Source organism: Citricoccus sp. GCM10030269, from assembly GCF_042665635.1.
Lineage (GTDB): Bacteria > Actinomycetota > Actinomycetes > Actinomycetales > Micrococcaceae > Citricoccus.
On sequence record NZ_JBHTCV010000001.1, the window covers coordinates 291,739 to 315,613 of the forward strand.

Below are 23,875 nucleotides of genomic sequence, written 5' to 3' on the forward strand. Positions count from 1 at the left end.
GCCCCGGCGCTGCCTCTACGCTCACAACCGAACTCCATGGTGTCCCGTCCCTGACCCCAGAAACGAAGTCGGTCAACGTACTGTGAAAATTTCATGAAAGGCAGCATAACGTTAGCTGAACATTGTTTCCATTCGAGATTCAGCTCCACAAAGGAAACCGTGACTCTCACCCGTTCAAGGTACGCCGCACAGAGTCCGCCAGCACGGACGCCCCGAAAGGTCCGCCATTTGCAGCTCGCACACCGGCCTTGCCGTGCAGCCATGACGCCGCGGCCGCCTGGACCAGTCCGTCCGTTAGCTCGGCGCGCTGCGTGCGGACGAGAGCAGAGCCCACGAGCCCAGCGAGGCAGTCACCCGTGCCAGCGGTCGCCAGCTCCGATCCGCCCTCGTTCTGTACAAACGTTTTAGCGTCGGGCGCGGCACAGACCGTCGTCGGACCTTTGAGAAGCACGACGGCGGAGAGCGCGGACGCCGCGGTCCTCGCCGCGGCCACGGGGTTGGCTTTCGCGACGTCGGCGAAGGCACCGTCCGTCTCCTGCGGCACCAGCCGATCCATCAGTCTCAGCAACTCTCCCTGATGCGGCGTCAAGACCACCGGGCATCCGGCACCTCGCAATCGCTGCAGATCCTCCACCGAGACCAGATCTAGCGCGGAAGCATCCAGCACAAGCGGCAACCCGTCGTCCACGCACGCACCTATCACCTCGTCGAACCTCGATTGGGCCTCCTCGTCGGATCCCAGCCCGGGTCCAACTACCCACGCCTGAGCCTTCCCCTCCACGCCTGGACCGGCCACCACCTCGGGATGCGCCGTCAACACCAGATCAACTGGACGCTGTGGCCCGGCGTACTGCACCATCCCGAGGCCAGAGGCGATCGCGGTGGAGCACACCAGCACGGCAGCCCCCGGATACTGGTCCGAGCCGGCACAGACACCCAGAACACCTCGGCTGTACTTGTGAGCGTTCCATGCGGGTGGTAAGAACACCGCGAGTGCGTCGTCGGATTCGAGGGAGGAGACATCCAGTAATTCGAGATCCGGTTCCACGCCAATGTCGACGACTTCCACGCGCCCCGCTGCTTGGGCCCCTGCACCGACGACGAGCCCCGTTTTCAGTGCACCGAATGTCACGGTGAGTTCTGCCGGGATCACTCCCCCGGCCACCTCGCCGGTGTCCGCGTTGACTCCCGAGGGCAAGTCACAGGCCACCACGGTCAATCCACTGGGGATCGACGGCGGTTCCCAGCCTCCGCGCGCGCCGGTCCCGAGTACCCCGTCGATCAGCAGGGTGGTTCGCTCAGGCACCTGGTCTGCAAGACGTCCCCCAGCACGCAGCAGCGCGTCCCGACCGGCATCATGTAATCGTTCGCCCATCGGCACGGCCACGGCCTCCACTCCGCGATGCCGCAGCAAAGACAGCGCCCAGAGGGCGTCTCCCCCGTTGTTGCCGGTGCCCACCAGAGCCGCCACCGTCTGACCGGCCAACGGCCCGCGAGAGCGCAGCAATCGCAGCACCTCCACGGCCAGTCCCCAGGCTGCCCGGCGCATGAGCACATCCCCGTGCCCAGCGTCCAGCAGCGGCTTCTCGGCGGCCCGGACATCGGCTCCGGTGTAGGCGTGGATCAAATCGAACTTCCCGTCAGTAGCAGTTCTCGCCTCGGTCGCGACGCCGATCAAGCGGCGGTCCCACTACACAGTTAACTGCCTACCTCGGCTATGAGCCATCAGGCAGCATGTCGTCATTCGAAGACGATACCTTCGAGCGTTTTTGTACGCGGCGCCGGGGTGCGAATCATGCGCACTCGTACCCATGGGATGTCTTCTGCACCCAGATGGGCTCGCTGGGTTTTGAGGTCCAACCGGACTCATCCACTCCCACTACGGTGAACTCTGCCCGGCCGTCCCCGGTTTCAAAGACAGTGTCGAGCGAGCTGTCTCCGTCACCGGCGAGCGTCATCGTTCCCTCGGTCGGCGGATCGAAGGTCGTGGCGGGGTCCGTGCCGTTGGCTACGTGCATGCGAAAGCTGACCGCGTCCTCGGACTGCCAACTCAAGACCGCATCGCTGGAGTTGCTTTGAGCAGTCCCATCTGTCTCGGTCGTGCAGGACAGCTGGGGGATAACCACCTCGTCGGCGGTCACGGTGCTGATTCCGGAGCTCGTCGATGAGGTGAAGGTGGCGCCGGAGAAGGGAGTCGTGGCTGCCCAGGCTGCGGCGAGCACGAGCGCCGCTGCTGAGAGCCGGATGGTTCTCGAAGTATTCACGCCTGGACCGATGTCGGTTTCAGTGCTCGAGGTTCCCGTAGCGCGGCGGTAAGTTCCCGCGCGGCGATCAGAAAAATCATGACCGCGGGTACCCCGATGAGGAGCATGCGGTGCGTCGGGTCGGCGAGCCAGATAAGGGGCCAGCCGAGGTGGTCCACGGCCAACACGACCGTGGGCTGCGTGGCTGCGTCGATCGTGAATTGCCAGGGGTCGGCGGCGGCGTTGGCGTCTCCCTTGGTCGTGAAGAGTCGGCCCTGCTCGGGGTGGGTCTCGACCTCGGTGATGCGGTGTGTGACCAGGTTCTGCACCCCACTGTCCAGGGGCGGTTGGTAGGTGATGACGTCGCCGACGCTCAGGTCTTGGACGGGAACGTTGCGTTCGAAGACAACCGCACCAGGCTCGAAGGCCCCGGACATCGACCCCCCGGTGATCACATACCGCTCGATGCCAAAAAATCCCGGGACGAGCAGGCCCAGCGCCACGAGGAGGGAAGCCACCCAGGCCACATCGACCAGACGGCGGGCGATGCTACGGCCGGTGGCACGGTAGGCGGCGGTGCGGCACACGGTTCCTCCTCGCATGGATGTCATTTCGAGAGCGGTGGCCGGTAGGACAGGGTGGGTGATTGCCCTTGCCCTGCCCTACCGGTTCTTAGCGAATGACTCAGGCGTTGTCGGTCTGGGTCGCGTTCCAGGTGTACATGGCAGACGCCGTGTCACCCTGGGCCTCGTCTCCGGCAGCGGCGTCGAAGGTCACGACGAACTGATAGGTGCGCGACTCGTTCGGATCGAGGGTGCCGAGAGTCTGGCTGTCGAGTGCCCCGATGGTGCCCTCATAGACGGGCGTCACATTCGCCGAGTCGGTGATGTCGGTGACCACGAGGTCAAGGTCGCCCTCCGGGAAGGTATTGGTGGCGTCCTCACTCTCAACCAGGGTGAAGTCACCGGCGAAGTCACCGGTGTTGGTCACTTCCGCGGTGCCGGTGACGGTATCACCGGGCTTGGCCGTGGCCATCGTGAAAATTGCCGCGTCGGTCGCCGAGTTCGTCTGCGTGAAGGCACCGGCGGTGACGACGTTCGCGGAGCTAGAGGTTGTGGAGGAGAACGTGGCGCCGGAGCCGGCGATGAGGGCTCCGGCGGCGAGCATGGTGCCCAGCGGGAGCAGGAGGCGGCGTGAGCGTCGGGAAGTGGGGGCAGCGATGGTGTCCATGAGTCAGTCCTTTGTGAGGTCAGGGTTGCGATGTGCAACATGGTCCACATTAACGCAAACGTGCGCGTCCTGCAAGTTTAGTTGTCGTGGCATTTTTGCGCCTACAGAACTTTTGCGATAGTGATGCCCACGGTGCGGCCTGAGGATTTACCCGTTCCATTGGTGCCACGCGAGCGCCCATCGTCGAGGTCGGCGTTGAGCCACGCATGTGTCAGCCAGGCGTGAGGCGTGCTGACGGCGCTCAACTGCAGTCGCGCATCCAGGGAAGGTGGCCGTCGCGGCCAGAACTTGTCAGTGCGTCTGGACGGCGGAGAGACGGGCGGGAAGGCCGTCACTGATCTGGTTGAAGGCGTCCTGGACGAGCTCAGGCAGCCGGTCGGCGGTCGCCGCCGACTGTGCCCACAGTCGTAGGGCCGACCTGATGGCCGAGACGGCGGCGGCTGCCACAAGCCAGGGGTACATATGGGCGTTGGGGTCCGTCCCGGTGCGGTCGGCGACGCCTTGCCTGAGGGCTTCTTCGAGGTTGTCGTACGCCGCGGTCTGGAGCGAGTGCAGCGTCGGGTGCTGGTCCACGAGCTCGATAGTCTGCACGATCAGGCGAAGTTGCTCACGAGTGCGGGATCGGATGAAGTTGGACATCAGCTCACACAGCGTGGCAAGCGGACGCTCAGTGGGGGGCCCTTCAGCGAACTCCTCCACGACGGCGAACCAGTCGGGCGTGCCGGCGGCCAGGACCGCCTCCTCCTTGGAGGCGAAGTAGTTCGACACCGTTCGCGGGGAGACAAAGGCCTCGTGGGCAATGTCATCGATGGTGACGTTGTTGAGCCCCTTGTCGAGAGTGAGCTTCAGAGCAGCGTTGGCGATCGACTCGTGGGTCATCTGCTTCTTGAGTTCTCTCAACCCAGGCTCCGGTGTGCTCATGGACACCATCTTAACGCACTTTGCGAAGCCAGCGAACTTGCATCGTCCGCAAGTTGGCGCGGTCGTTCAGCCTTCGGCGACAACCATCGCGGTGGCAACGTCCCCGTCGTGGCTCAGCGACAAATGCCATCTTCTGACGCCCAGGGCATCTGCCACATCAGCAACAGTGCCGGTGGCCACGACGTGCGGTGCGCCGGCGGCGTCGAGGTCAATCTGGCAGTGCTGCCAGTTCATGCCTGCCGGGGCACCCAGTGCTTTGGCCACGGCTTCCTTTGCGGCGAATCGGGCCGCGAGTGACTGGATGTTGAGTTCACGCTCGGCAGGAGTGAAGAGGCGTTCTCGCAATGCTGGCGCCTTGGTCAGCTGGTGTTTGAAACGGGTTACCAGGACAACGTCCACGCCAATGCCGATGATCATGGGCGCCATCCTAGCGGGGATCACCATGGCGGCGGATTGGCGCCGAACTACCTTTCGGCCTCCGCCAGGTACTCCTCCAAAGCATCCCACTGGTCCCGCGGGCTGAAGCCGGTGGCCTCCAGCTTGGACAGGTCCAGCACGGAGTTCAGGGGGCGGCGGGCTGCCGCAGTGTCAGCAAAGTACTCCTGTGTGGTCACCTCCGTGATGTCCGACGCCGGCCGTCCAGCGGACGCGTAAACACGTCGAGCCACCTCGGCCCAGCTCCCAGGATCGCCGGCGTTGGTCACGTTATACGTCCCGTAGTCGGCGCCGCTGGTGGTCAAGTGGATGATCGCTGCGGCAAGGTCCCGCGTAAATGTCAGTCGGCCAATTTGGTCGGCCACGACGGAGGGTTTCACTCCCCGCTCAGCCAGCGACCGCATAGTGCGAATGAAGTTCTTCCCGTCGCCGATCACCCAGGACGTCCGCAGCAGATAATGCCGCGGCACCACCCCGACGGCGAGATCCCCCGCGGCCTTGGACGTCCCATAGGCATTGACGGGGCGCAGAGCGTCTGACTCGGTATAGGTGCCCTCTTTGGTTCCGTCGTAGACGTAGTCGGTGGAGATGTGGACCAAGGTCACTCGATGTTGCGCACAGGCCGATGCGAGCCGGGCGACGCCTTCGGCATTGATCGCCCAGGCATCCAGCCCGCCGTCTGACTCGGCCTCGTCTACGGCCGTGTAGGCCGCGGCGTTGATCACCATGCCGATGCTGCGCCACTCAACGCTCCCGACGGCGGCGGGGTCGGCCAGGTCGAAACGATCCCGTCCCCACACCTCGACGTCGGAACGCCCCTCCAGTTGACGGGTCAGTTCCCGTCCCAGTTGCCCGCTGCCGCCCAGCACCACGGTGGTCGGTGGTGCCACCGGTTTCACGTCAGCCAGCCGCGGGTGGTTGCAGTCCTTTTCGGACAGTTCGGCCTCATCCAAGGAAATGGGCCAGTCAATGGCCACCGTCTCGTCGGCCAAGTTGAGGAACGTGTACCGGTCCTGAGCTTCGGCCGACCAGTGGTCGTTGACCAGGTAGGTGTAGGCGGTTCCGTCTTCGAGACACTGGAAGGCGTTTCCCACCCCACGAGGAATGAAGATGGCGGTAGACGGATCCAAGACCGCAGTGAACACCGCGCCGAACGTCTCCCCAGCCCGCAAATCGACCCAGGCCCCGAACACCGCGCCCGTAGCCACGGAGATGTACTTGTCCCACGGTTCCGCGTGAATACCTCGAGTCGTACCACGGGTGGCGTTGTACGAGATGTTGTTCTGAACGGGACCAAAGTCGCGCAGTCCCAGGTCCATCATCTTCTGGCGCTGCCAATTCTCCTTGAACCAACCGCGGTGGTCTCCGTGCACGGGAAGGTCGAACAGGGTGACTCCGGGAATGGGCGTGGCGTGGGAAGCGAGAGGTTTCGCGTAGTGCAGGTTCGACGTGGTGCTGCGCATTACTGTCCCGTCAGCTGGTACTTCGCCTCAGCAGCGGCCTTCTGCGGCCGCCACCACGGCTCATGATCGCGGTACCACTGCACCGTATCTTCCAGACCGCTGCGAAAGTCTGAGAACTGCGGCGTCCAGCCGAGTTCGGTCCGGATCTTGGTCGAGTCGATGGCGTACCGAAGGTCGTGCCCTGGCCGATCGACCACGTGGTCGTAGGCGTCCGCCGGCTCACCCATGATCTCCAAGATCGCCTCCACCACGTCCTTATTGCTCTTCTCGCCGTCCGCACCGACGAGGTACGTCTCCCCTAGCGTGCCGCCTTCAAGGATCGCCAATACTGCGGACGAGTGGTCTTGGGCGTGGATCCAGTCCCGGACGTTGAGTCCCTCTCCGTAGAGTCTGGGCCGGCACCCATCGAGGATGTTGGTGATCTGCCGGGGAATGAACTTCTCAACGTGTTGATACGGCCCGTAGTTGTTGGAGCAGTTGGAAATGGTGGCCCGCAGACCGAAAGACCGCACCCAGGCGCGCACCAGCAAATCCGAAGCGGCCTTCGTCGAGGAATAGGGACTGGACGGGTTGTACGGCGTCGTTTCGGTGAACCGTTCGGGATCGTCCAGTTCGAGATCGCCATAGACCTCATCGGTGGAGATGTGGTGGAAGCGGACATCGTGGCGCCGAGCAGCCTCCAACAGCGTGTAGGTCCCAATCATGTTGGTGTCAACGAACGGACGGGCGTCCAGAAGGGAGTTGTCATTGTGGGACTCGGCGGCGAAATGCACGACGGCGTCCGCTCGGCTCATCACTTCAGCGACGACGGACGGATCCGCAATGTCCCCGCGTACAAATTCCACCCGGCTGTCCGGGAGATCGTATAACGAGGCGCGGTTGCCAGCGTAGGTCAACTTGTCCAGCACTAGCACGCTGTGGTCGGCAGCTGCCACGAGGTGGTGGACGAAGTTGGAACCAATGAACCCGGCGCCGCCGGTGACGAGAACTGTGCTCACAGTCTCAACGTAGCCATGCACCGCCGGTGGCGAATCAGTGGCGCCTACTCATTCTCCACTCGAAGACTGCCGGGCGTTACGCCCGCCTTGCTCGGGCCGTTTAGATATCGCCCTTGATCTTCTCGATCGGCGTCTGCAGCCATTCCGGTGGTTCCGAGGAGCAGCCCGGCGTGAGGAAGGTCTTGCCGTAGGCCGCCATCGCATACACGAAGTCATAGACATAGCCACGCTTTCCTCGAACTGGCTGGAACTCGTACATGTGCAGGTCGTTGTCCCAGCAGCGGTCCACCAGCAGTCGCGAACGTTCGATGTGGTGGTCGAAGGTCAGCACGCCGAGACTATGCACACCGTGCGCTCGGGCGATCTCCGTGCCACCGATCGCCTCGCCTTGGGTGGTGGCGGGCTCGGGTGAGAAGCACTCGACGGCGACGCCGGCCGGCGGATTCCGGCACAGGCTCGCCTCTCCCTGTTGTGGTGTGGACACGATCAGCAGGTCTGTGACCCCGTCCTGGGCAAGTCGGCGAGCCTCGTCATGGGCACCTGGCTGGGTAGCCAACACCAACAGGGCGTCCACGTGGCTCACCGAATTGACCCGCGGGTTCACTGTGAGCCAGCCCAACACGGCGCCGATTCCGAGGAACACCACGATGACAAGGCCGAGGCCGCGAAGAACCCACCGTCGCCACCTCGGCCGGGATGTGCGCTTAGACATCGACGATCCCATCTACGCGCTTGCCTAACGATCAGTAGACTGCAGAATGACGACGCCGCGGCCCGGGACGGTCACTTTGTCACCGGCGGTGAAGGCCAGGACGTCCGGTGCGGCGTGCGCGGTGTCCACCACCAAGGTCCAAGAATCCGGGAAGGGATCGCCGGGCAGGGTGTACTCGACTGGCTCCCAGTACGCGTTGAGCAGCACGTAGAAGTCATGGTCGTCGTCGTCCGCACCATGCCGACCCGATGCTGGCAGGTGGTGGCCGTTGAGGAAGAAGGCGATGGACCTGGCGTAGTACGACTCCCAGTCGGATTCGTCCTTCGTCGTGGCGTCCGGTTCCAGCCACACGATGTCCGGCAGTTGCGCAATGTCCGTGGTGTCCCCTGGGGCCATCGGGCGGCCGTCGAAATACTGACGACGGCGGAACACCGGATGCAGGTGCCGCAGCCCGATCACCTTGGAGGTGAAATCGATCAGGTCTTCGTCAGCTTCATCCCAATGGATCCAGGTCAGTTCATTGTCCTGGCAGTACCCGTTGTTGTTCCCCTGCTGGGTCCGGCCAAGTTCATCGCCGTGGCAAATCATCGGCACGCCCTGGCTGATCAGCAGGGTCGTGAGGAAGTTCCGCTGCTGCTGGGCGCGCAACCGGTTGATCTCGACGTCATCGGTCGATCCCTCTTCGCCGCAGTTCCAGGAGCGGTTCTCGGATTCACCGTCGTTGTTGTCTTCTCCGTTGGCTTCGTTGTGCTTCTCGTTGTAGGACACGAGGTCGCGCAGGGTGAAGCCGTCATGGGCGGTCACGAAGTTCACCGAGGCACGCGGGGTCCGACCATCGTCCTCATAGAGATCCGCAGAGCCGGTGATCCGCGTGGCGAACTCGGCCAGCGTCCCAGGTTCGCCGCGCCAGAAGTCCCGGACGGTGTCCCGGTACTTGCCGTTCCACTCGCTCCACAGCCCCGGGAAGTTACCCACCTGGTAGCCGGCCCAGCCCACGTCCCAGGGCTCGGCGATCAGCTTGACCTGGCGCAACACGGGGTCCTGACGGACCACGTCGAAGAAACCGCCCATCATGTCCGGGCCCTGCTCACCCTCGGACCGGGTCAGCGTGGTCGCGAGGTCGAAGCGGAAGCCGTCCACGTGCATCTCCTGCACCCAGTAGCGCAGGGAGTCCATGACCAGTTGCAGCACCATGGGATGGGACAGGTCCAGGGAGTTCCCCGTTCCGGTGTAGTCCATGTAGTGGCGTTCGTCGCCCTCCACCAGGTGGTAGTAGTTCACGTTGTCAATGCCGCGGAAGGACAGCGTGGGACCCATGTGGTTGCCCTCGGCCGTGTGGTTGTAGACGACGTCGAGGATGACCTCCAGCCCAGCGGTATGCAGGTCCTTGACCATCTGCTTGAACTCGCGTACTTGTTCGCCCTGGTCGCCGGAGGACGAGTAGGTGTTCTGGGGGGCGAAGTAGCCGAGGGTGTTGTAACCCCAATAGTTCGAGAGGTCCTTGTCCTGCAAGTAGGAGTCGTTAGTGAATTGGTGGACCGGCATCAGCTCCACCGCAGTGACCCCCAGCCGGTTGAGGTGTTCGATGACCTGAGGGGACGCCATTCCGGCATAGGTGCCGCGTTGCACTTCGGGCACGTCCGGATGCAGCTTGGTCATGCCTTTGACGTGGGTCTCGTAGATGACCGTCTCATTGAAGGGAATGTCCGGGCGCTCGTCCTCACCCCAGTCGAAGGTGTCGTCGATGACGACGCCGAGCATGGTGTTACCCAGGGAGTCCGTGGTGTCGATCTCGTCGTTGTTCTCGAAGTCGTAAGAGAACTGGTGCTGGCCCCAGTTGAAGTCACCGGTGATGGCCTTGGCGTAGGGATCGATGAGGATCTTGGCCGCATTGAAGCGAAGGCCCGCCGCCGGATCCCACGATCCATGCACTCGATAGCCATAGGTCTGCCCGTGGCCGACTCCGGCGACGTGGAGGTGCCAGGTGTTGCCTGAATGCTCCGTCAGCTCGAGGCGGTTCTCCCGTCCCTGGTCGTCGATCAGGCACAGCTCTACCTTCTCGGCGTCCTCACCCACAGAGATGGCGAAGTTTGTTCCGTTCTCATTGGGCGTGGCCCCCAGAGGATAGGGTTCACCAGCGGTGGTCTCGAACATGCGTCTCCTCGGAGTAAGCCAATGGAACCCTGTCCAGTCTAGACAGTTGTTCGTGCGCTCCCGATCCGGCCCCATCAGCCGAGACCACTTCCACTGGGAGGTGTACTAGGGTTTCAGCGTCTTCGTGCGGTTGACGACTGCCTCTGCGGCCATCAAGGTGTGCAGACCATCCTCGAGGGTCACGATTCCCGTTGTGCCATGGAGGATTGCATCCCTGAAGGCCGCCTGCTCTGTCTTGAGAGGCTCGGGCTTCGGGAAAGCGAACCGCGTGACGTTGCCCTCCGTGACACCTCGAAAATTCGCCAAGGCTTCCCATTCGGCCTCGACGCTCCCGTTCTCATAGAACGTCAAGTCCGCGGTGAGGGTGTCAGCAACGAAGGCCCCTGCCTCGCCGGTGACCGTGGTGACGCGCTCCTTCATGGGAGACAGCCAATTGACCAAGTGATTGGTGATGACACCGTTGTCCAGTCGACCGGTGACCGCGATCATGTCCTCGCGACCCTCACGCACTACCGTGGCGGTTTGCGACTGAATGTCTTGGAACCGTGCGCCCCCGAGCCACATCGTGAGATCAAGGTCGTGCGTGCCTAGGTCCCGTGCAACGCCGACGTCGGTGATCCGGCCCGGGAACGGACCCTGACGACGCGTGGCGATCTGCAACACCCGTCCCAGCTCACCAGCGTCCATGCGTCGTTTCAGCTCCTGGAGCGCCGGATTGAACCGTTCGATGTGACCCACTGCTCCGACCAGCCCGCGGGCTGAGAAGGCTTCGACGAGACGCTGTCCGGCCGCCGAGTCTGCGGCAATCGGCTTCTCGATGAATGCATGCACGCCGGCTTCGGCCAGTTGCATGCCGACGGGCTCGTGTAGGGCCGTGGGCACGGCGCACACGGCGGCATCGATCCCATGACCGATCAGGCTCGCCACATCCGAGTACAAGGGGATCCCGGGCGCCGCCCCGTGGACGTCTCCCCCCGGATCGGACACGGCGACCAGGTCCACTCCCTCCAGCTGCTGGAGCACGCGGGCGTGGTGCCGGCCCATCATGCCGAGCCCGATCAGTCCTACCCGAATCATGCGGACGCCCCCGCTCCCGCGACCGCGGACACGGCCATGACGATGCGGTCGAGATCGGCTTGTTCGAGGGAAGGATGGACCGGCAAGGAGACGACTTCGTGCGTGGCGAGAGTCGTCTGCGGCAGGTCAGCCTCCACTCGGAACGACTCCAGCTCATTGACCGGAATGGGATAGTACACCCCGGCACCGACGCCGTGCTCGGTCCTGAGCGCGGAGATGAAATCGTCGCGGTCGCTCGCCGAAGCCCCGGTCAAACGGACCGTGTATTGGTGATACACGTGAGTGGCCTCGTCAGCCACAACTGGGGTCTTCACTCCGTCTACGTTGACGAGTCCGGCATCGAGAGTCTCCGCATTGGACTGGCGCCGCGCGGTCCACTCGAGGATCTTAGTGAGCTGGACCCTGCCGATGGCCGCATGGATGTCGGTCATACGGTTGTTGAGCCCCGCGACCTCGTTTTGGTACTGCTTCTCCATTCCCTGGTTCCGAAGCAGTCGGATTGTCCGCGCAATCCCCTCATCAGAAGTAGTGACCATCCCTCCTTCGCCGGAGGTCATATTCTTCGTCGGGTACAGGCTAAAGGCCGAGAACGTTCCGAAGGATCCGACGGGCTTGCCCGCCCACGACGAACCATGCGCCTGGGCGGCGTCTTCCATGATCAGCAGGGCGTGCTCATCGGCCAGCTGCTGGAACGCCGTCATGTTGGCTGCCTGCCCGTAGAGGTGAACGGGCATGATGGCGCGAGTCCTGTCCGTGATCACCGCGGCGGTCGCTTCCGGATCAAGGCAAAAGGTTGCAGAATCGATGTCAGCAAACACGGGGGCGGCGCCGGTCAGCGCCACCGAGTTTGCAGTCGCGGCGAAGGTGAAGGCTGGCACGATCACCTCGTCCCCCGGCCCGATCCCAGCGGCAAGCAATCCCAGATGCAATGCCGAAGTTCCGGAGTTCACCGCCACGCTGAGCGAGCCTGGGACCAGAACGTCACTGAACTCCTGCTCGAAGGCCGCAACCTCAGGTCCCTGGGCCACCATTCCGGAGGCAAGCACTCGGTCTACGGCCTCTCGTTCCCGGTCTCCGATGAGCGGTTTCGCCACCGGAATGTCCATGCCTTCAAAGGCCATGCCGTTCCCCCATCTCGAGATGTCCATTCCGTTCCACAAACCGCTGGCCGGTCTCCGGGCAAACCCACTGGTGACCATCAGCTTGAAGCTTGCGCCCTGCAGGGCCCACCCAACCCAGCTGGCGGGCTGGAACCCCGGCCACCAACGCGTAGTCAGGAACGTCCTTCACCACAACGGAGCCTGCGGCCACCATGGCCCACTGGCCGACGGTGACTGGAGCCACGCATACAGCTCGTGCGCCCACGGAGGCTCCGCGCTTTAAGGTGACACCAACGGCATCCCAGTCGTCCGCAGACTTCTGGCTGCCGTCCGGAGCGATCGCTCGCGGGTAGGTGTCATTCGTCAGGACTGCCGCTGGACCAACGAAGACGCCGCCCTCGACTACCGCCGGCTCATAGACCAGCGCGTAGTTCTGGATCTTGCTGTCTGCACCGACACGGACACCGGTGCCGATGTAGGCCCCGCGCCCCACCACGGTCCTCTTCCCTATTTCGACACCTTCGCGGACCTGAGCGAGGTGCCAGACTTTCGCACCATCCTGAATCCTGGCGTCATCTGCAACGTCCGCAGAGGCCGCGATGAAGGCGCTGTTCTCCACGCTCATGCCTCGCGGTCCAGGGGTCGACCGATAGTTCGCACCGTCACCCCGTTCCATTTGGCGGCGTCGAGGACGCTCCTGCCGTCGACCAGCGTGCGAATCCCTGGCAGATCTGCCGGGGCCCAGTCACGGTACTCAGTGTGGTCCGCCTGCAGGACAGCCGCATCGACCGGGCCGGATCCCTGCGAGTACGCCATGAACCCGAACTTGGAAAGTTCCTTTTCCGAGTACAGCGGATCGTGAACACTCACTCTCGCACCTCGCGCTTCCAACCCCTGCACGGTGTCGAAGACCCCTGAAAATGCAGTCTCCTTCACCCCGCCTCGATAGGCGGCGCCCAGAACGACGACGTTCTGGCCCTCCAACTCACCATGGGCCCCTTCAAGGAGACCAACGGTGTAGGTGGGCATCTCCGCGTTCGCATCGCGGGCGGAACGGACGATGGTTGCCGCGGGGTCGTTCCATAGGTACAGCCTCGGGTATACCGGAATACAGTGTCCTCCGACGGCGATACCAGGCCGGTGAATATGCGAGTACGGCTGGGAGTTCGACGCCTCAATGACCTTGTATATGTCGATACCTTGCTCCGCCGCATACCGAGCGAACTGGTTGGCCAATCCGATATTGACGTCTCGATAGGTAGTCTCGGCCAGTTTGGCCAATTCGGAGGCCTCAGCGGATCCGAGGTCCCATACTCCGTTGGGGCGGGCCAAGTCACCGCGGTCGTCGAAATCGAGCACCGCCTCGTAGAACTGCCGCGCCTCAGTGGCTCCTTCGTCGCTGAGACCGCCGATGAGCTTCGGGTACTTACGGAGGTCTGCGAACACGCGCCCGGTCAGAACTCTCTCGGGAGAAAAGACGAGATGGAAGTCCTTACCCTCCTTAAGTCCAGAATCCCCCTCCAGCATCGGCTTCCAACGGAACCGCGTTGTTCCCACGGGGAGAGTCGTTTCGTACGAAACCAGCGTGCCGGGGGTCAAGTGCTTTGCGAGCTCTGCAGTAGCGGCATCCATCCAGATGAAGTCCGGTCGGGCTTCTTCGTCTACAAAGAGTGGAACGACGACAACTACCGCATCAGAGTCCGGAATGGCCTGCCCATAATCGGTCGTCGCACTCAGCCGCCCAGACGATACCGCTTCAGACATCTTGTTCTGAAGCCCTGCTTCGCCTGGAAAAGGTTCTTGTCCGGCGTTAACCAAGTCGACGACCGCCCGGTTAATATCGACTCCAACGACTGAATGCCCTTTCGAAGCAAACTGGACTGCCAATGGCAATCCAATCTTGCCTAGAGCAATGACAGCGATCTTCACAGGCGGTCCCCTAGCAGGTGGGCGGCATTTGAACTCAAACGAGAAGCACTCGTCGTCAGCCATAGTAGTTCCCAAACCCAATAGATCAGCTCACAATGCGAGGTGACACGCCCCGGGCACCAGTCTGGATGCCCATACTCAGCCCATAGCCGTCATTCATCGCCGAGCGGCGCAGTTAGATGGCGACAACTATCTACGCGACGTACCATGCATCACCATTCCAACAAAAACCGCATAACTCAAGGAGAACGCCAGAGACAATACCCAAGTCATAGTCTCTGCGTCTAGCCCCATGCACCCCGCAACCACCGCCGAGACTCCTATCAAAAGGAACCGCGATGAATCCCAGAAAAGCTGGCGGCCTGTGGAGCCAATAGCCACAAGCACTTGTCCCAAAGGGCCCGCAACAATCTGCGTAGCAATAAGAGGAGCCAGTGCATTCATATACCCACCGACCCCCTCGAACTCTCGACCGAGGAGTGAAACCAACAGTTCTTCTGGAATTAGGAAGACAGCAAGCCCAACCACGATTGAAAGCGGGATCAGCATCTTCAACCAACGAGCCATTGTGGGTCGCGGAGAAGCACCATCTCGAATCGCCTGCGCAACACCGCCGGTCACGACGGGGAGCAAGCCGGCAGTGATCAAGCCAGCAGGAGTCACAAGAAGCCTCTGAAGGGCGGCAAACAGTCCTGCCTCCTCAGCCGAATGAAACGCGCCAAGCGCTAAGAGAATCGCCCACACACAAACAGCATTCATCAGTCCTGCTACCGCCAGTTTGACCGTCGACCGGACCAGAACCTTGCGCCGAGCTGGCAAGATCTGCCCGCGTCCAAGAGGACGGGCTATACCGAAGCTCTGAATACCCCAAGTAACCAAATATCCGATAGCATAACCGTACTCGAGCCCCTTAGCCGATGGCAGTACCACCCCGAGCGGCAACTGTACAGCTACCTGCACGCTCCCGTTGGCGGCCTTTCCGATCCCCACTCTCCGATAATTGTGAGCACGAACTAGCAGCTGGATTGATACGGCAGCCGCAGCAATAGATCCACAAGCGACCCAGAAGGCGATCACAACTAGCAGGTCAAACGGTCGATACACTACGGCGAACACTGCTGCCGATAAACTTGATCCAATAGCTACCGTTAATAGGACGCGCCTATTTATCCAACCGACTTCATCATCGCTTGCCGACGGTATGAGAAATTCCATTCTCATCGTCAGAATCGGCGTCAGAATGCTAGCCACAGCAAGAAAGAGCGACGCGCGCCCCAACGCCTCAGGTCCGTATAGGCCAGCTATCCATGGAGTCGAAATGAACACGACCCCTTGCCCTACTAACGTCCCTGCGGTTATCCAACTAGCGCCTCGAAGGTCGCGACCTGGCTTATTCAACGCTTGCCGCTAGCTAGTACTGACACGCGGTCCTCCTTGTTCGTTCTGTGGATCACTTCGACTTCTAGGAGCAAGCAGGAGAAGGATCAGGGCATAAGCGAACCCGTTCGTCAAAAACGCAGCAAAGATCCCAGAGTTGGCCAAAGCAACCGCAGGCAAGAGCAACGTCGAGTACACGGCCGCCCGGTCGACCCTCTGCGTACAAGCCTTAACCGCAAAGAGAAGTAGGGCAAAGACAAGCAACTCGACCACTATGCCGACCCAGCCAGCGTTCGCGAAGCCGCTAGCGTAGATATTCGCATTCGCAGTGGTCTCCATCCCACCAGTCAGTGCATGCCCAACCAGAAACGCAGAGGAGGTCGGGTACGGTGCGGAAACAAAAGACGAAAGTACACTGTCCGACCATAAGTACTTCGGCGCATCCGTGAACAACCACACGTGCACACCAGTAAGAAATCCCGGAATTACAAGCAAGCGATTTATGAAGATCTCGGAAACGATTGGCTGGTCCAGTATCCGGTCTACTGACGTTCCAACAACAAGGATTACTGTCATTGCAAAACCAACAACCGCAAACGAGACGCCGCGGCCCCTTCGGAATAGCACCAAAAGGATAATTATAACAGGAACCGACAAAAATACAATCTTATAGGCAGTAAGCGAATATATCGCGACCTGTCCAATTACTGCCAAAGCGACCCCAACCCAGTTATTGCGCTGGAAGGCAAAGGCCAACAAGGCTGGCCCCAAAACATATCCCTGGAAACGTACGAGGTACCCAAGCAAACCCGATCCCTCGGAGACGACGTCGCGATATTCGAACCGAGTTTCTCTGGTTTCAAAGAGCGAGGCAACACTGAACGATAAATTGCCGGAAAGTCCTAGGTAAACCAACGATAAAAGACTCGCCGCCATCAGAAGCCACACAAACACTCTTGGCGATAGACCTGTCCAGTTGGGAAAGAGGTCCGGGCTCCATGTCGCTGCGACGCGACAAATCACAACGTAGCTAACGCACGCCACACTGCTTAGAAGCAGCGCTGTGGACGCGTCTACTCCTTGGGCGAAGTGCGGGACAAGGGCGACGGAGGCAACGACGAGATAAAAGAATACCCAAAGAACAAAGTCCGAACCGGACCGCAAACGATACGGCCCTGTGAGCCACGCTAGAGACAATAGCAAGACAGAAATGGCATAGTAAACCAAGTTGGGCTCTTGATAGACTTGGCCATTATAGGCGAACTTAGGCGAGATAACTTCCAAGTAAACTTCGTGGAGCGCCCATGCGTAGACGACGAGACAAGCCAAGCCGAGAACCCGCCCAAAGGAGAAGCGAGCCATCCTTGATCTCGCAACGTTGTCCGCACCTCTCGAAGCGAGTACCTCGCTACGGGGTTCGGCTCCTGCATCCATACTCACTAAGGGTTTCTCCGAATCATCTCAGTGTCGCTAAAGGGGCGCCCTGCCGGGCCGTCCGACCCTGCGCAGGCTAGCACAACGGGTCACACGAACCGCCGGCCCCTCGTGCGTCCTGGAAATTACACCACATCCCGGCAATTTGAGGATGGATTCAGGAAAAGTCAAACGCTTGCCCAAACTAGCACTCCGACCCGGCAGGGCTTTCTAAAAGCTCTCTCAAAATCCATCACAATAGACATTACAGGCTCAGCCTGCGAAGGCAGTCGCATTCCAGGAGACTCCGGAAGATCTCTGACACATCGCCTACCATTACTCGTGGTGAAGCATACTGCGGTCACGTTCGTGGCTGGCCGTACCTGAACGTCGATCTACCTGAGAGAAAGCGATTGAGACCCAATGGGAATTTCTCGGCGAAGCCGCTTATACATAGCTCTCCGCACCGCAAGGAATATCGCAAGTCAGCGGGTGGCGGGGCTAAAGCGGCTGTCTGCAACAGTTTCAATTCATCCGTCGACTTCCGTGCCGAGAGACCTCGAGGCAGAAGAGTTCGTCTTCATTGGCAAGCGGTGCGAAATTGCTCCAGGAACAACCATTGGACGTTACAGCATGCTAGCTTCTGGCACAGCTGTCGTTGGCGCCGACCATCTATTTGATGTGATTGGGCTGCCAGTACAGTTCTCAGGAAGGCCCAAACTCGAGCGCACAGACATCGGCCGAGACGTTTGGATTGGACGAAATGCCATAATTATGGCTGGAGTGTCTATCGGTGAAGGAGCTATTGTGGCAGCCGGTGCAGTCGTAACAAAAAATGTGGATCCCTATACGATCGTGTCAGGAGTTCCAGCCGCATTCCTTAAGAATCGATTTGATGACGCTGACGCTGTTGCTCAACACAGCAGCATAATCAATGGCCCAATAATTCAACCGCGTTTCTCTGGGCCGCGCGTACTGGATGCTAGGTAGCATTGTCATGAAAATACTTCTCGCGTGTGGCTACTTCGACTGGTTCAGCGGTTACCAAGAGACCGGTCTCGCAAAATCTTTCAGCTCAATCGCTGACACCTATGTAGTAGCTGGAGACCGGGTGAATCCCATCTTTTCGGATTCGCACCTTGCTGATCGTGACCACCCACGTAATTATTCCGTCGGCACCTCCAGGGAGCACGGTGTTACAGTCAAGCGTGTAGGTGTGACTGAAAAGCGGTCCATGTTGTTTTCGTCGAATTATCGTGAAGCCGTGGAGAGCGTAGACCCAGACCTAGTCATACAAGTCATGCCCGGACAGATCCTCCCTGCACTCGCCACGAAGGCAGCACCTGATACCCCCCACTTGGTGCTTTACGGCGACAATTCCGCAATGTGGTCGAATTTGACTGACCTCCAACGTAAAATTAAGTGGCACGTTTTTTCGCAGACCAAAGGCAGGCTCTATTCCTGGGTCAATGCTCCCGCTACCAAGCTGTTCGGCTACACACCGGAGACGGTAGATAGGTTGAGTCCCTTTTCGGCAGGGACGGATATGGAAGTTCTACCCTTGGCGTACCGGCGCGATCATTTCTACTTTGATGAAACGCTGCGGTCAGACACTAGGGCAAAGCTTGGCATACAAGACCACGAGATCGCAGTACTTGTGGCGGGGAAGATCCAGCCACAGAAGCGAATCGACATTGTCGCCGCTGCAGTATCCAGGGCGATATCGACGGGATCGAGCGTCAAGTTCATCGTAGCTGGCGGTACATCCTCCCCGGACGCTGCTAAGGTTTTGGAGCCAGTTTTTGAGCTTCCACAAATGCGAAGTAGCATAATCCAAACTGGCTTTCTTTCTCAGCAGGGGCTTAACGAGGTGTTCAACGCAGCTGATGTGGGAGTTTGGCCGACAATGCCAGCCATCACAATTCAACAGGCAATGGGAACCGGCTTGCCTGTCGTTATTCCCGACAATACGATCGTCGGCCATCTCCTGAAGACGGGGACAGGCTGGTTTATCGATTCGGGGTCCAGTATAGAAGATCAAGTGTTGGACATATTACGCGGGCTGCCTGATCTAAGTATCGACCGCCCGGACTATGCCAAAAGAAATCAGTGGTTGAGCTCTGACTTGGTGGCCAGAGAGCTCGCCAGATACGCCCGTCTCACTCCCTAGAGCCCTGCAATCTTGTAACACTGGTCGCGCCAGCAGTTTGGTGGCCCGGCGTCTAGTATCTGAATACGCGATTCCTCGCCAATGCCGTGTGCTGGGGATTGGCAACTATGGCGTCTAGGTTGTGGGGGATGTACAGGCTATTGCCTCGAACCGAGTTGCCAGTTGAATCAACTGTCGTTCCCACAAGCGGTCCGACTTGAATGACGGCGCTCTCCGTTCGGTCCAGTGCGACAACCGTGTTCGACAAAATATGGTTACCTGAGTAGCTCTTCGATCGCTGTCCTACGCGAATTATTGGCAACCCACTTCCCGACATGAGTATTGTGTTGTCTTCAACAATGTTGCCATCGACGCTGTCATTGCTTGCCGAGTCAAGAGAAATCCCAATATTTGCGGCGCTCGAGCGACCAACTATTGTATTCGACTGAACTGTGTTCGACTTGGCCTCTCGCACGTCGATGCCGGTAAGTTGTTGGCCATCCTTATCATTCGTTATATCGGTGGCCCATAGTTTGTTATTGCTGATCTCGTGACCGTTTCCAGTGACTACAATCGGAACCTGGCAATCCGTGAAGACGTTCTGCGCCACCCTGTGCTGTTCACCAGACATCGCGTAGACTCCGTGATTGTGGCAACCTGAAAACTCATTATTCTTAATATGCGCTTGAGCCCGACCCTCTCGAGCAAAGTTTCCTATTCCGACACCCTGGACCAAGTTTCGCAGGGTACAACCATGGACGTCCAAGTACGATGTTGAGTCACCTCCAGGAGGGTCCCAAGCAACTCCAAAATGCCCGGTCTCAGTACCTGTCCATTTGTTTGCTGGGTATTGGCCATCAAGATCACAGTCGGCAATGGTTGCTCCGGCACCGCGGATACCTATTCCTACTCGAGACACCCCGTCTATTCTCGCCTGCCTAATAGAGCAGCGAGAGCCTATGACATGCACGACCGCAGTTTTCCACGGAGAGTTCTCCCCGTTCCATGCTCCCTGCGAGATAAACCGACCACCTTGTATGGTGATCCGATCTCCTAGGAGTACGAGCCCGTCGCTGGACGGTTCAGAGAAGCTAATTTTGGAGTGGTTGCCAAATCTAATGGTCACCTCGCTCTGGCGAATCACCAGCGTCTTTCCGTTGTAAACTCCCTCTACGTCGATAACGTCTCCAGGACTCAGACGATCGAACCTAGCTTGCAGTTCTTGTTCGGTCGGTACTTGATCCTGATCTGCGCTGGTATTGGTATGGTACCTGGCCAATGAGACTCCGACCATCCCGCCGGCAGCAATTGCTGTTCCAACAAGGAGTGCCCTTCTCGGAATCTTTCGCCCGTTCGCCAGGTCTTGCCGTTCTGTCTCCAACTCAGCGACGAATCCCGCTGACTTCGTGGTGACTAGCTACCTTCGATCGGATATAGTTGATCACGCGACGTGAGGAATCGGTAATCATATAATCATAGGGTATGACGGGCGCGCCCTCTTGACGGTGCTGCTTGATCGTTATATTGACCGAATCAACAACATCCTCCGGCTCGAGGCCAGTTGTAATTATTGCGCCGGTATCCAGCGCCTCCGGCCGTTCGATGGCGTCCCGCAATGTGATTGCAGGGAATCCGAGCATCGAAGACTCCTCGGAGATCGTCCCCGAATCGGAAATCACACAACGTGCGCCGAGTTGAAGCTTGTTGTAGTCGTGGAAGCCCAACGGTTCATGCAGGCGGATAGTGCTGTGCGTATCGAGTCCGTACTGTTCGATACGTTTGCGGGTACGGGGGTGAGTGGACACCAAAAACGGCACATCCTGGTCTGCCGCTACAGCTTTGAGTGAGGAGAGGACTTGTTCAAGTCGTTCCTTGCTGTCTACATTTTCCTCGCGATGTACGCTCGCCAACAGGTATTCCCCGCGCTGGAGACCCAGGCGTTCTAACACGTTGGAGGCATCGATCTGCTCTCGATACGTGGTGAGGACCTCCATCATGGGAGACCCCATCACCATGACATTGCGAGGGTGGAGGCCTTCGGCGAGAAGGTTGCGCCGGGAATGCTCGGTGTAAACGAGGTTATAGTCGCTGACGTGGTCGACCAGGTGCCTATTGATCTCCTCTGGAACGTTGGGGTCGAAGGAACGGTTGCCAGCCTCTAGATGGAACACGGGAACCTTCATCCGTTTTCCCATGATGGCGGAGACACAACTGTTGGTGTCCCCCAAGACGACCATGGCGTCCGGCTTTTCCTCAAGTAGCACCTTTTCGGTGCCGCGCAGCACGTCCCCCAAGACGGCTCCCAGGGATGAGGTATCCGCATTGAGAACGTGGTCCGGGCTGCGTAATCCAAGGTCTCGGAAGAAGATCTCGTTGAGCGTGTAGTCATAGTTCTGCCCCGTGTGGACGAGGACGTGGTCGGTCGACTCTTCAAGCCGGCGAATGACACAGGCCAAGCGGATGATCTCCGGCCGGGTGCCCACGACGGTCATTACTTTCAGCTTCTTGGCCACAGTGGTCTCAGACTTCCTGGTAGAACGTATCGGTGTCGTCCGGATTGAAGATCTCATTCGTCCAGAACTGGGTCAGCACGTTCCCTACACCCGTGTTGCGGATGTTGTGGACCCAGCCCACCGGCATGTCCACGGCCTGTGGGGTGTCGCCGGTGACATCAATCGTGACGACCTCGTCCGTGAACATCCTGCGAATACCGAGCCTTGCCTGTCCCTCCAAGACTACAAACCTCTCGATTTTGCGTAGGTGGTAGTGCTGGCCCCGGACCACACCTGGTTTCGTGGTCGAAAAAAACGTCTGCCCCTCTCCCCCATGGCTCTTGACTGTCTCTACCAGCTGCCCCCGTTGGTCCGTGCGTGGTTCCAGAGACATTGCCGGATTGGCCACGAAGGCGAAGGACCGGTACGTGTTGAATAGGTCACGGTCAAACCGGTCAGCCAAATCAGGAATCTCTGCCCTCGCGTAGAGTGCATGGAACCCGGCAAGCTTCTCAGCAATGCCTGACACAGTGATCTTATTCGTCCTGTAACGGGAGAGATCTTGCTTTGTGGACGCGTCCAGCAGCGCTTCAGCGGCGACCTGTGCGTGCATCAAATCTAATTCCTTGTCCTGATGCACTTCCACTGGCTTGCCCTCGACCGTCAAGTGGCAAAAGGTCGCAACCACTGAGTTGTAGAACGGTTTCCCGTGTTCCCCGAATAGATTGGGTAGCAGGAGGTCAACGAAATCTAGCCCCCGTTCGCGGCAGACCTCAGAGAGCACAACTGCTGCCGCCTCCTTGGACGCTCCGTAGTTGGAACCGTTGCCGGCCTGAATGGAATTCGCAAACACGAGGACGCGTGGGGGATTCTCCAGGTTACGAATAGTCTCCGCGAGCTGCTCCGCCATCCTGACATTGCCTTCCAAGACTTCCTGGTCGGATCCGCGGTTGACTCCGGCTAGGTGCACGAGACGGTCCATGCCCTCGCAGGTCGCGATTGCTTTTTCCTGTGAGAACCCATCGCCCAATGACAAGGAGCGCACGTCCTCACCGGTCCGCGAGAAGTGGCGGATCCTCAGGTGCCAGCCGAGGAAGCCCCCACCACCCGTGACAGCGATTCCACTCATGCGAGGCCCCATGCATTCCGCTCACGCTGGATCTCCGGAAGGCTCAAGAGCAGTTCCTTGGTTTCTTCGACGTCCATATGCCGGGCCGTGTGCGAGTCGTAGTCCTCATAGGCATTGACCGTCTTGCTGCCTTCCTCGAAGAATGGCTTGTAGTCCAGTTGCCGCTTGTCCGCCGTGACACGGAAGTAATCTCCGTGGTCCACTGCACGTGCTAATTCCTCTCGGGTCGCCAACTGTTCGGATAATTTCTCCCCGTGACGAGTACCAATGGTGCTCATGTCCGGCTCACGATCGAACAGTTCACAGACAGCCGTGGCCAACGTAGCTATGGTGCAGGAGGGAACTTTACGGATGAATAAGTCACCTTGTTCGGCATTGTTCATGGCGTAGTGAACAAGGTCAACGCTCTGGTCCAGGCTCATCATGAAGCGAGTCATGTTCGGGTCCGTGACCGTGATGGCCTTCCCGGCTTTGAGCTGGTTGATGAACAGAGGCACCACACTCCCGCGGGAGTACAGGACGTTTCCGTAACGGACGCACGAGACTACCGTATTCGCCTGTGGATTCTCGAGACCGTGCGCCTGGGCGAGTTTCTCCATCAGTGCCTTCGTCATGCCCATGGCGTTGACGGGATAGACCGCCTTGTCAGTGCTAAGGCAAACAACGGATTGCACGCCGGATACCTCGGCCGCTTTGATGACGTTCTCACTGCCCGTGACGTTCGTCTTGACCGCCTGCATGGGGAAAAACTCCGCCGAGGGAACTTGCTTCAGGGCCGCGGCATGGAAGACGTGCGAAATGTTCTGCATAGCCGCACGGATGCTATCGAAATCTCTGACGTCGCCAAGGAAATAGCGAATGCGGTTGTCGCCTAGATCATGACGCATCTGATCCTGCTTTGCCTCGTCCCGGCTCAGGACATGAATCCTCTCGCACCCCTGATCGAGCAGGTAGCGGACCATGCGGTGCCCGAAGCTACCGGTGCCGCCGGTAATGAGTACTGATTCGGGCACCGTCAAGTCGGTTTCGGTTGTGTCACTCACTGTTGTTCTC

22 protein-coding genes are annotated in these 23,875 nt (G+C 59.8%); 2 read left to right on the forward strand and 20 right to left on the reverse strand.

Features of this window, described 5'->3' with window-relative positions:
* Positions 1–166: 166 nt before the first annotated feature.
* The 16 genes from ACFQQD_RS01420 to ACFQQD_RS01495 all read right to left on the reverse strand — a co-directional run bounded on the left by ACFQQD_RS01420 (position 167) and on the right by ACFQQD_RS01495 (position 17,001).
* Positions 167–1,678 (reverse strand): NAD(P)H-hydrate dehydratase, encoded by a 1,512-nt coding sequence (locus ACFQQD_RS01420; RefSeq protein ID WP_378085445.1) that lies wholly within the window; start codon positions 1,676–1,678, stop codon positions 167–169.
* Between the two features lie 115 nt (positions 1,679–1,793).
* Positions 1,794–2,264, reverse strand: coding sequence for a hypothetical protein (locus ACFQQD_RS01425; RefSeq protein ID WP_378085447.1), 471 nt, complete (start codon positions 2,262–2,264; stop codon positions 1,794–1,796).
* Complete coding sequence (locus ACFQQD_RS01430; RefSeq protein ID WP_378085449.1) at positions 2,261–2,830, reverse strand: signal peptidase I; 570 nt, start codon at positions 2,828–2,830, stop codon at positions 2,261–2,263. Before ACFQQD_RS01430 ends, ACFQQD_RS01425 begins: the two co-directional genes overlap by 4 nt.
* Positions 2,831–2,927: 97 nt before the next feature.
* Positions 2,928–3,473, reverse strand: coding sequence for a hypothetical protein (locus ACFQQD_RS01435; protein WP_378085451.1), 546 nt, complete (start codon positions 3,471–3,473; stop codon positions 2,928–2,930).
* A gap of 291 nt (positions 3,474–3,764) precedes the next feature.
* Positions 3,765–4,394, reverse strand: coding sequence for a TetR/AcrR family transcriptional regulator (locus ACFQQD_RS01440; protein WP_378085453.1), 630 nt, complete (start codon positions 4,392–4,394; stop codon positions 3,765–3,767).
* Between the two features lie 66 nt (positions 4,395–4,460).
* Entirely contained in the window at positions 4,461–4,811 is a 351-nt protein-coding gene (locus ACFQQD_RS01445; RefSeq protein WP_378085455.1) for a holo-ACP synthase, read from the reverse strand.
* A gap of 47 nt (positions 4,812–4,858) precedes the next feature.
* Positions 4,859–6,292, reverse strand: a complete 1,434-nt coding sequence (gene rfbD, locus ACFQQD_RS01450; protein ID WP_378085457.1) for a dTDP-4-dehydrorhamnose reductase — start codon at positions 6,290–6,292, stop codon at positions 4,859–4,861.
* Entirely contained in the window at positions 6,292–7,290 is a 999-nt protein-coding gene (rfbB, locus tag ACFQQD_RS01455) for a dTDP-glucose 4,6-dehydratase (protein ID WP_378085459.1), read from the reverse strand. Before rfbB ends, rfbD begins: the two co-directional genes overlap by 1 nt.
* Positions 7,291–7,390: 100 nt before the next feature.
* Entirely contained in the window at positions 7,391–8,002 is a 612-nt protein-coding gene (locus ACFQQD_RS01460) for a YdcF family protein (RefSeq protein WP_378085461.1), read from the reverse strand.
* A 24-nt stretch (positions 8,003–8,026) separates the two neighbouring features.
* Positions 8,027–10,156 (reverse strand): glycogen debranching protein GlgX, encoded by a 2,130-nt coding sequence (gene glgX / locus ACFQQD_RS01465; protein WP_378085463.1) that lies wholly within the window; start codon positions 10,154–10,156, stop codon positions 8,027–8,029.
* A 105-nt stretch (positions 10,157–10,261) separates the two neighbouring features.
* Positions 10,262–11,233 (reverse strand): Gfo/Idh/MocA family oxidoreductase, encoded by a 972-nt coding sequence (locus tag ACFQQD_RS01470; RefSeq protein ID WP_378085465.1) that lies wholly within the window; start codon positions 11,231–11,233, stop codon positions 10,262–10,264.
* A complete protein-coding gene (locus ACFQQD_RS01475) occupies positions 11,230–12,381 on the reverse strand; it encodes a DegT/DnrJ/EryC1/StrS family aminotransferase (RefSeq protein ID WP_378085467.1) in 1,152 nt (383 codons plus the stop codon). The genes ACFQQD_RS01470 and ACFQQD_RS01475 overlap by 4 nt, the downstream gene beginning before the upstream one ends.
* Entirely contained in the window at positions 12,344–12,958 is a 615-nt protein-coding gene (locus ACFQQD_RS01480) for an acyltransferase (RefSeq protein ID WP_378085469.1), read from the reverse strand. The genes ACFQQD_RS01475 and ACFQQD_RS01480 overlap by 38 nt, the downstream gene beginning before the upstream one ends.
* Positions 12,955–14,262 (reverse strand): nucleotide sugar dehydrogenase, encoded by a 1,308-nt coding sequence (locus ACFQQD_RS01485; protein ID WP_378086076.1) that lies wholly within the window; start codon positions 14,260–14,262, stop codon positions 12,955–12,957. Before ACFQQD_RS01485 ends, ACFQQD_RS01480 begins: the two co-directional genes overlap by 4 nt.
* 189 nt (positions 14,263–14,451) lie before the next feature.
* Positions 14,452–15,588, reverse strand: coding sequence for a lipopolysaccharide biosynthesis protein (locus ACFQQD_RS01490; RefSeq protein ID WP_378085471.1), 1,137 nt, complete (start codon positions 15,586–15,588; stop codon positions 14,452–14,454).
* 81 nt (positions 15,589–15,669) lie between these two features.
* Entirely contained in the window at positions 15,670–17,001 is a 1,332-nt protein-coding gene (locus ACFQQD_RS01495) for a hypothetical protein (protein WP_378085473.1), read from the reverse strand.
* Positions 17,002–17,475: 474 nt separating this feature from the next.
* Between ACFQQD_RS01495 and ACFQQD_RS01500 the strand changes: the two genes are divergently transcribed.
* Together ACFQQD_RS01500 and ACFQQD_RS01505 are read left to right on the forward strand one after the other, a co-directional pair.
* Positions 17,476–18,042, forward strand: coding sequence for a CatB-related O-acetyltransferase (locus ACFQQD_RS01500; protein WP_378085475.1), 567 nt, complete (start codon positions 17,476–17,478; stop codon positions 18,040–18,042).
* A gap of 7 nt (positions 18,043–18,049) precedes the next feature.
* Positions 18,050–19,222, forward strand: a complete 1,173-nt coding sequence (locus ACFQQD_RS01505) for a glycosyltransferase family 4 protein (protein WP_378085477.1) — start codon at positions 18,050–18,052, stop codon at positions 19,220–19,222.
* A gap of 52 nt (positions 19,223–19,274) precedes the next feature.
* Here ACFQQD_RS01505 and ACFQQD_RS01510 read toward each other — a convergent pair whose 3' ends face one another.
* From ACFQQD_RS01510 to ACFQQD_RS01525, 4 genes are all read right to left on the reverse strand, one after another.
* Positions 19,275–20,495: a right-handed parallel beta-helix repeat-containing protein gene (locus tag ACFQQD_RS01510; protein ID WP_378086078.1), complete on the reverse strand. Its 1,221-nt coding sequence runs from the start codon at positions 20,493–20,495 to the stop codon at positions 19,275–19,277.
* Between the two features lie 88 nt (positions 20,496–20,583).
* Positions 20,584–21,693, reverse strand: coding sequence for a non-hydrolyzing UDP-N-acetylglucosamine 2-epimerase (gene wecB / locus ACFQQD_RS01515; RefSeq protein WP_378086080.1), 1,110 nt, complete (start codon positions 21,691–21,693; stop codon positions 20,584–20,586).
* A gap of 28 nt (positions 21,694–21,721) precedes the next feature.
* Entirely contained in the window at positions 21,722–22,822 is a 1,101-nt protein-coding gene (locus ACFQQD_RS01520) for an NAD-dependent epimerase/dehydratase family protein (protein ID WP_378085479.1), read from the reverse strand.
* On the reverse strand, positions 22,819–23,865 hold the full coding sequence (locus ACFQQD_RS01525) for an SDR family NAD(P)-dependent oxidoreductase (RefSeq protein ID WP_378085481.1): 1,047 nt from the start codon (positions 23,863–23,865) through the stop codon (positions 22,819–22,821). Before ACFQQD_RS01525 ends, ACFQQD_RS01520 begins: the two co-directional genes overlap by 4 nt.
* Positions 23,866–23,875: the final 10 nt, after the last annotated feature.

Excerpts from the sequence above, each read along its gene's own strand:
- ACFQQD_RS01435 (WP_378085451.1), bottom strand. The coding sequence starts at position 3,473 with ATGGACACCATCGCTGCCCCCACTTCCCGACGCTCACGCCGCCTCCTG.
- ACFQQD_RS01440 (WP_378085453.1), bottom strand. The coding sequence starts at position 4,394 with ATGAGCACACCGGAGCCTGGGTTGAGAGAACTCAAGAAGCAGATGACC.
- ACFQQD_RS01445 (WP_378085455.1), bottom strand. The coding sequence starts at position 4,811 with ATGATCATCGGCATTGGCGTGGACGTTGTCCTGGTAACCCGTTTCAAA.
- rfbD (WP_378085457.1), bottom strand. The coding sequence starts at position 6,292 with ATGCGCAGCACCACGTCGAACCTGCACTACGCGAAACCTCTCGCTTCC.
- ACFQQD_RS01460 (WP_378085461.1), bottom strand. The coding sequence starts at position 8,002 with ATGTCTAAGCGCACATCCCGGCCGAGGTGGCGACGGTGGGTTCTTCGC.
- glgX (WP_378085463.1), bottom strand. The coding sequence starts at position 10,156 with ATGTTCGAGACCACCGCTGGTGAACCCTATCCTCTGGGGGCCACGCCC.
- ACFQQD_RS01470 (WP_378085465.1), bottom strand. The coding sequence starts at position 11,233 with ATGATTCGGGTAGGACTGATCGGGCTCGGCATGATGGGCCGGCACCAC.
- ACFQQD_RS01475 (WP_378085467.1), bottom strand. The coding sequence starts at position 12,381 with ATGGACATCTCGAGATGGGGGAACGGCATGGCCTTTGAAGGCATGGAC.
- ACFQQD_RS01480 (WP_378085469.1), bottom strand. The coding sequence starts at position 12,958 with ATGAGCGTGGAGAACAGCGCCTTCATCGCGGCCTCTGCGGACGTTGCA.
- ACFQQD_RS01495 (WP_378085473.1), bottom strand. The coding sequence starts at position 17,001 with ATGGCTCGCTTCTCCTTTGGGCGGGTTCTCGGCTTGGCTTGTCTCGTC.
- ACFQQD_RS01500 (WP_378085475.1), top strand. The coding sequence starts at position 17,476 with ATGGGAATTTCTCGGCGAAGCCGCTTATACATAGCTCTCCGCACCGCA.
- ACFQQD_RS01505 (WP_378085477.1), top strand. The coding sequence starts at position 18,050 with ATGAAAATACTTCTCGCGTGTGGCTACTTCGACTGGTTCAGCGGTTAC.
- ACFQQD_RS01510 (WP_378086078.1), bottom strand. The coding sequence starts at position 20,495 with ATGGTCGGAGTCTCATTGGCCAGGTACCATACCAATACCAGCGCAGAT.
- wecB (WP_378086080.1), bottom strand. The coding sequence starts at position 21,693 with ATGACCGTCGTGGGCACCCGGCCGGAGATCATCCGCTTGGCCTGTGTC.
- ACFQQD_RS01520 (WP_378085479.1), bottom strand. The coding sequence starts at position 22,822 with ATGAGTGGAATCGCTGTCACGGGTGGTGGGGGCTTCCTCGGCTGGCAC.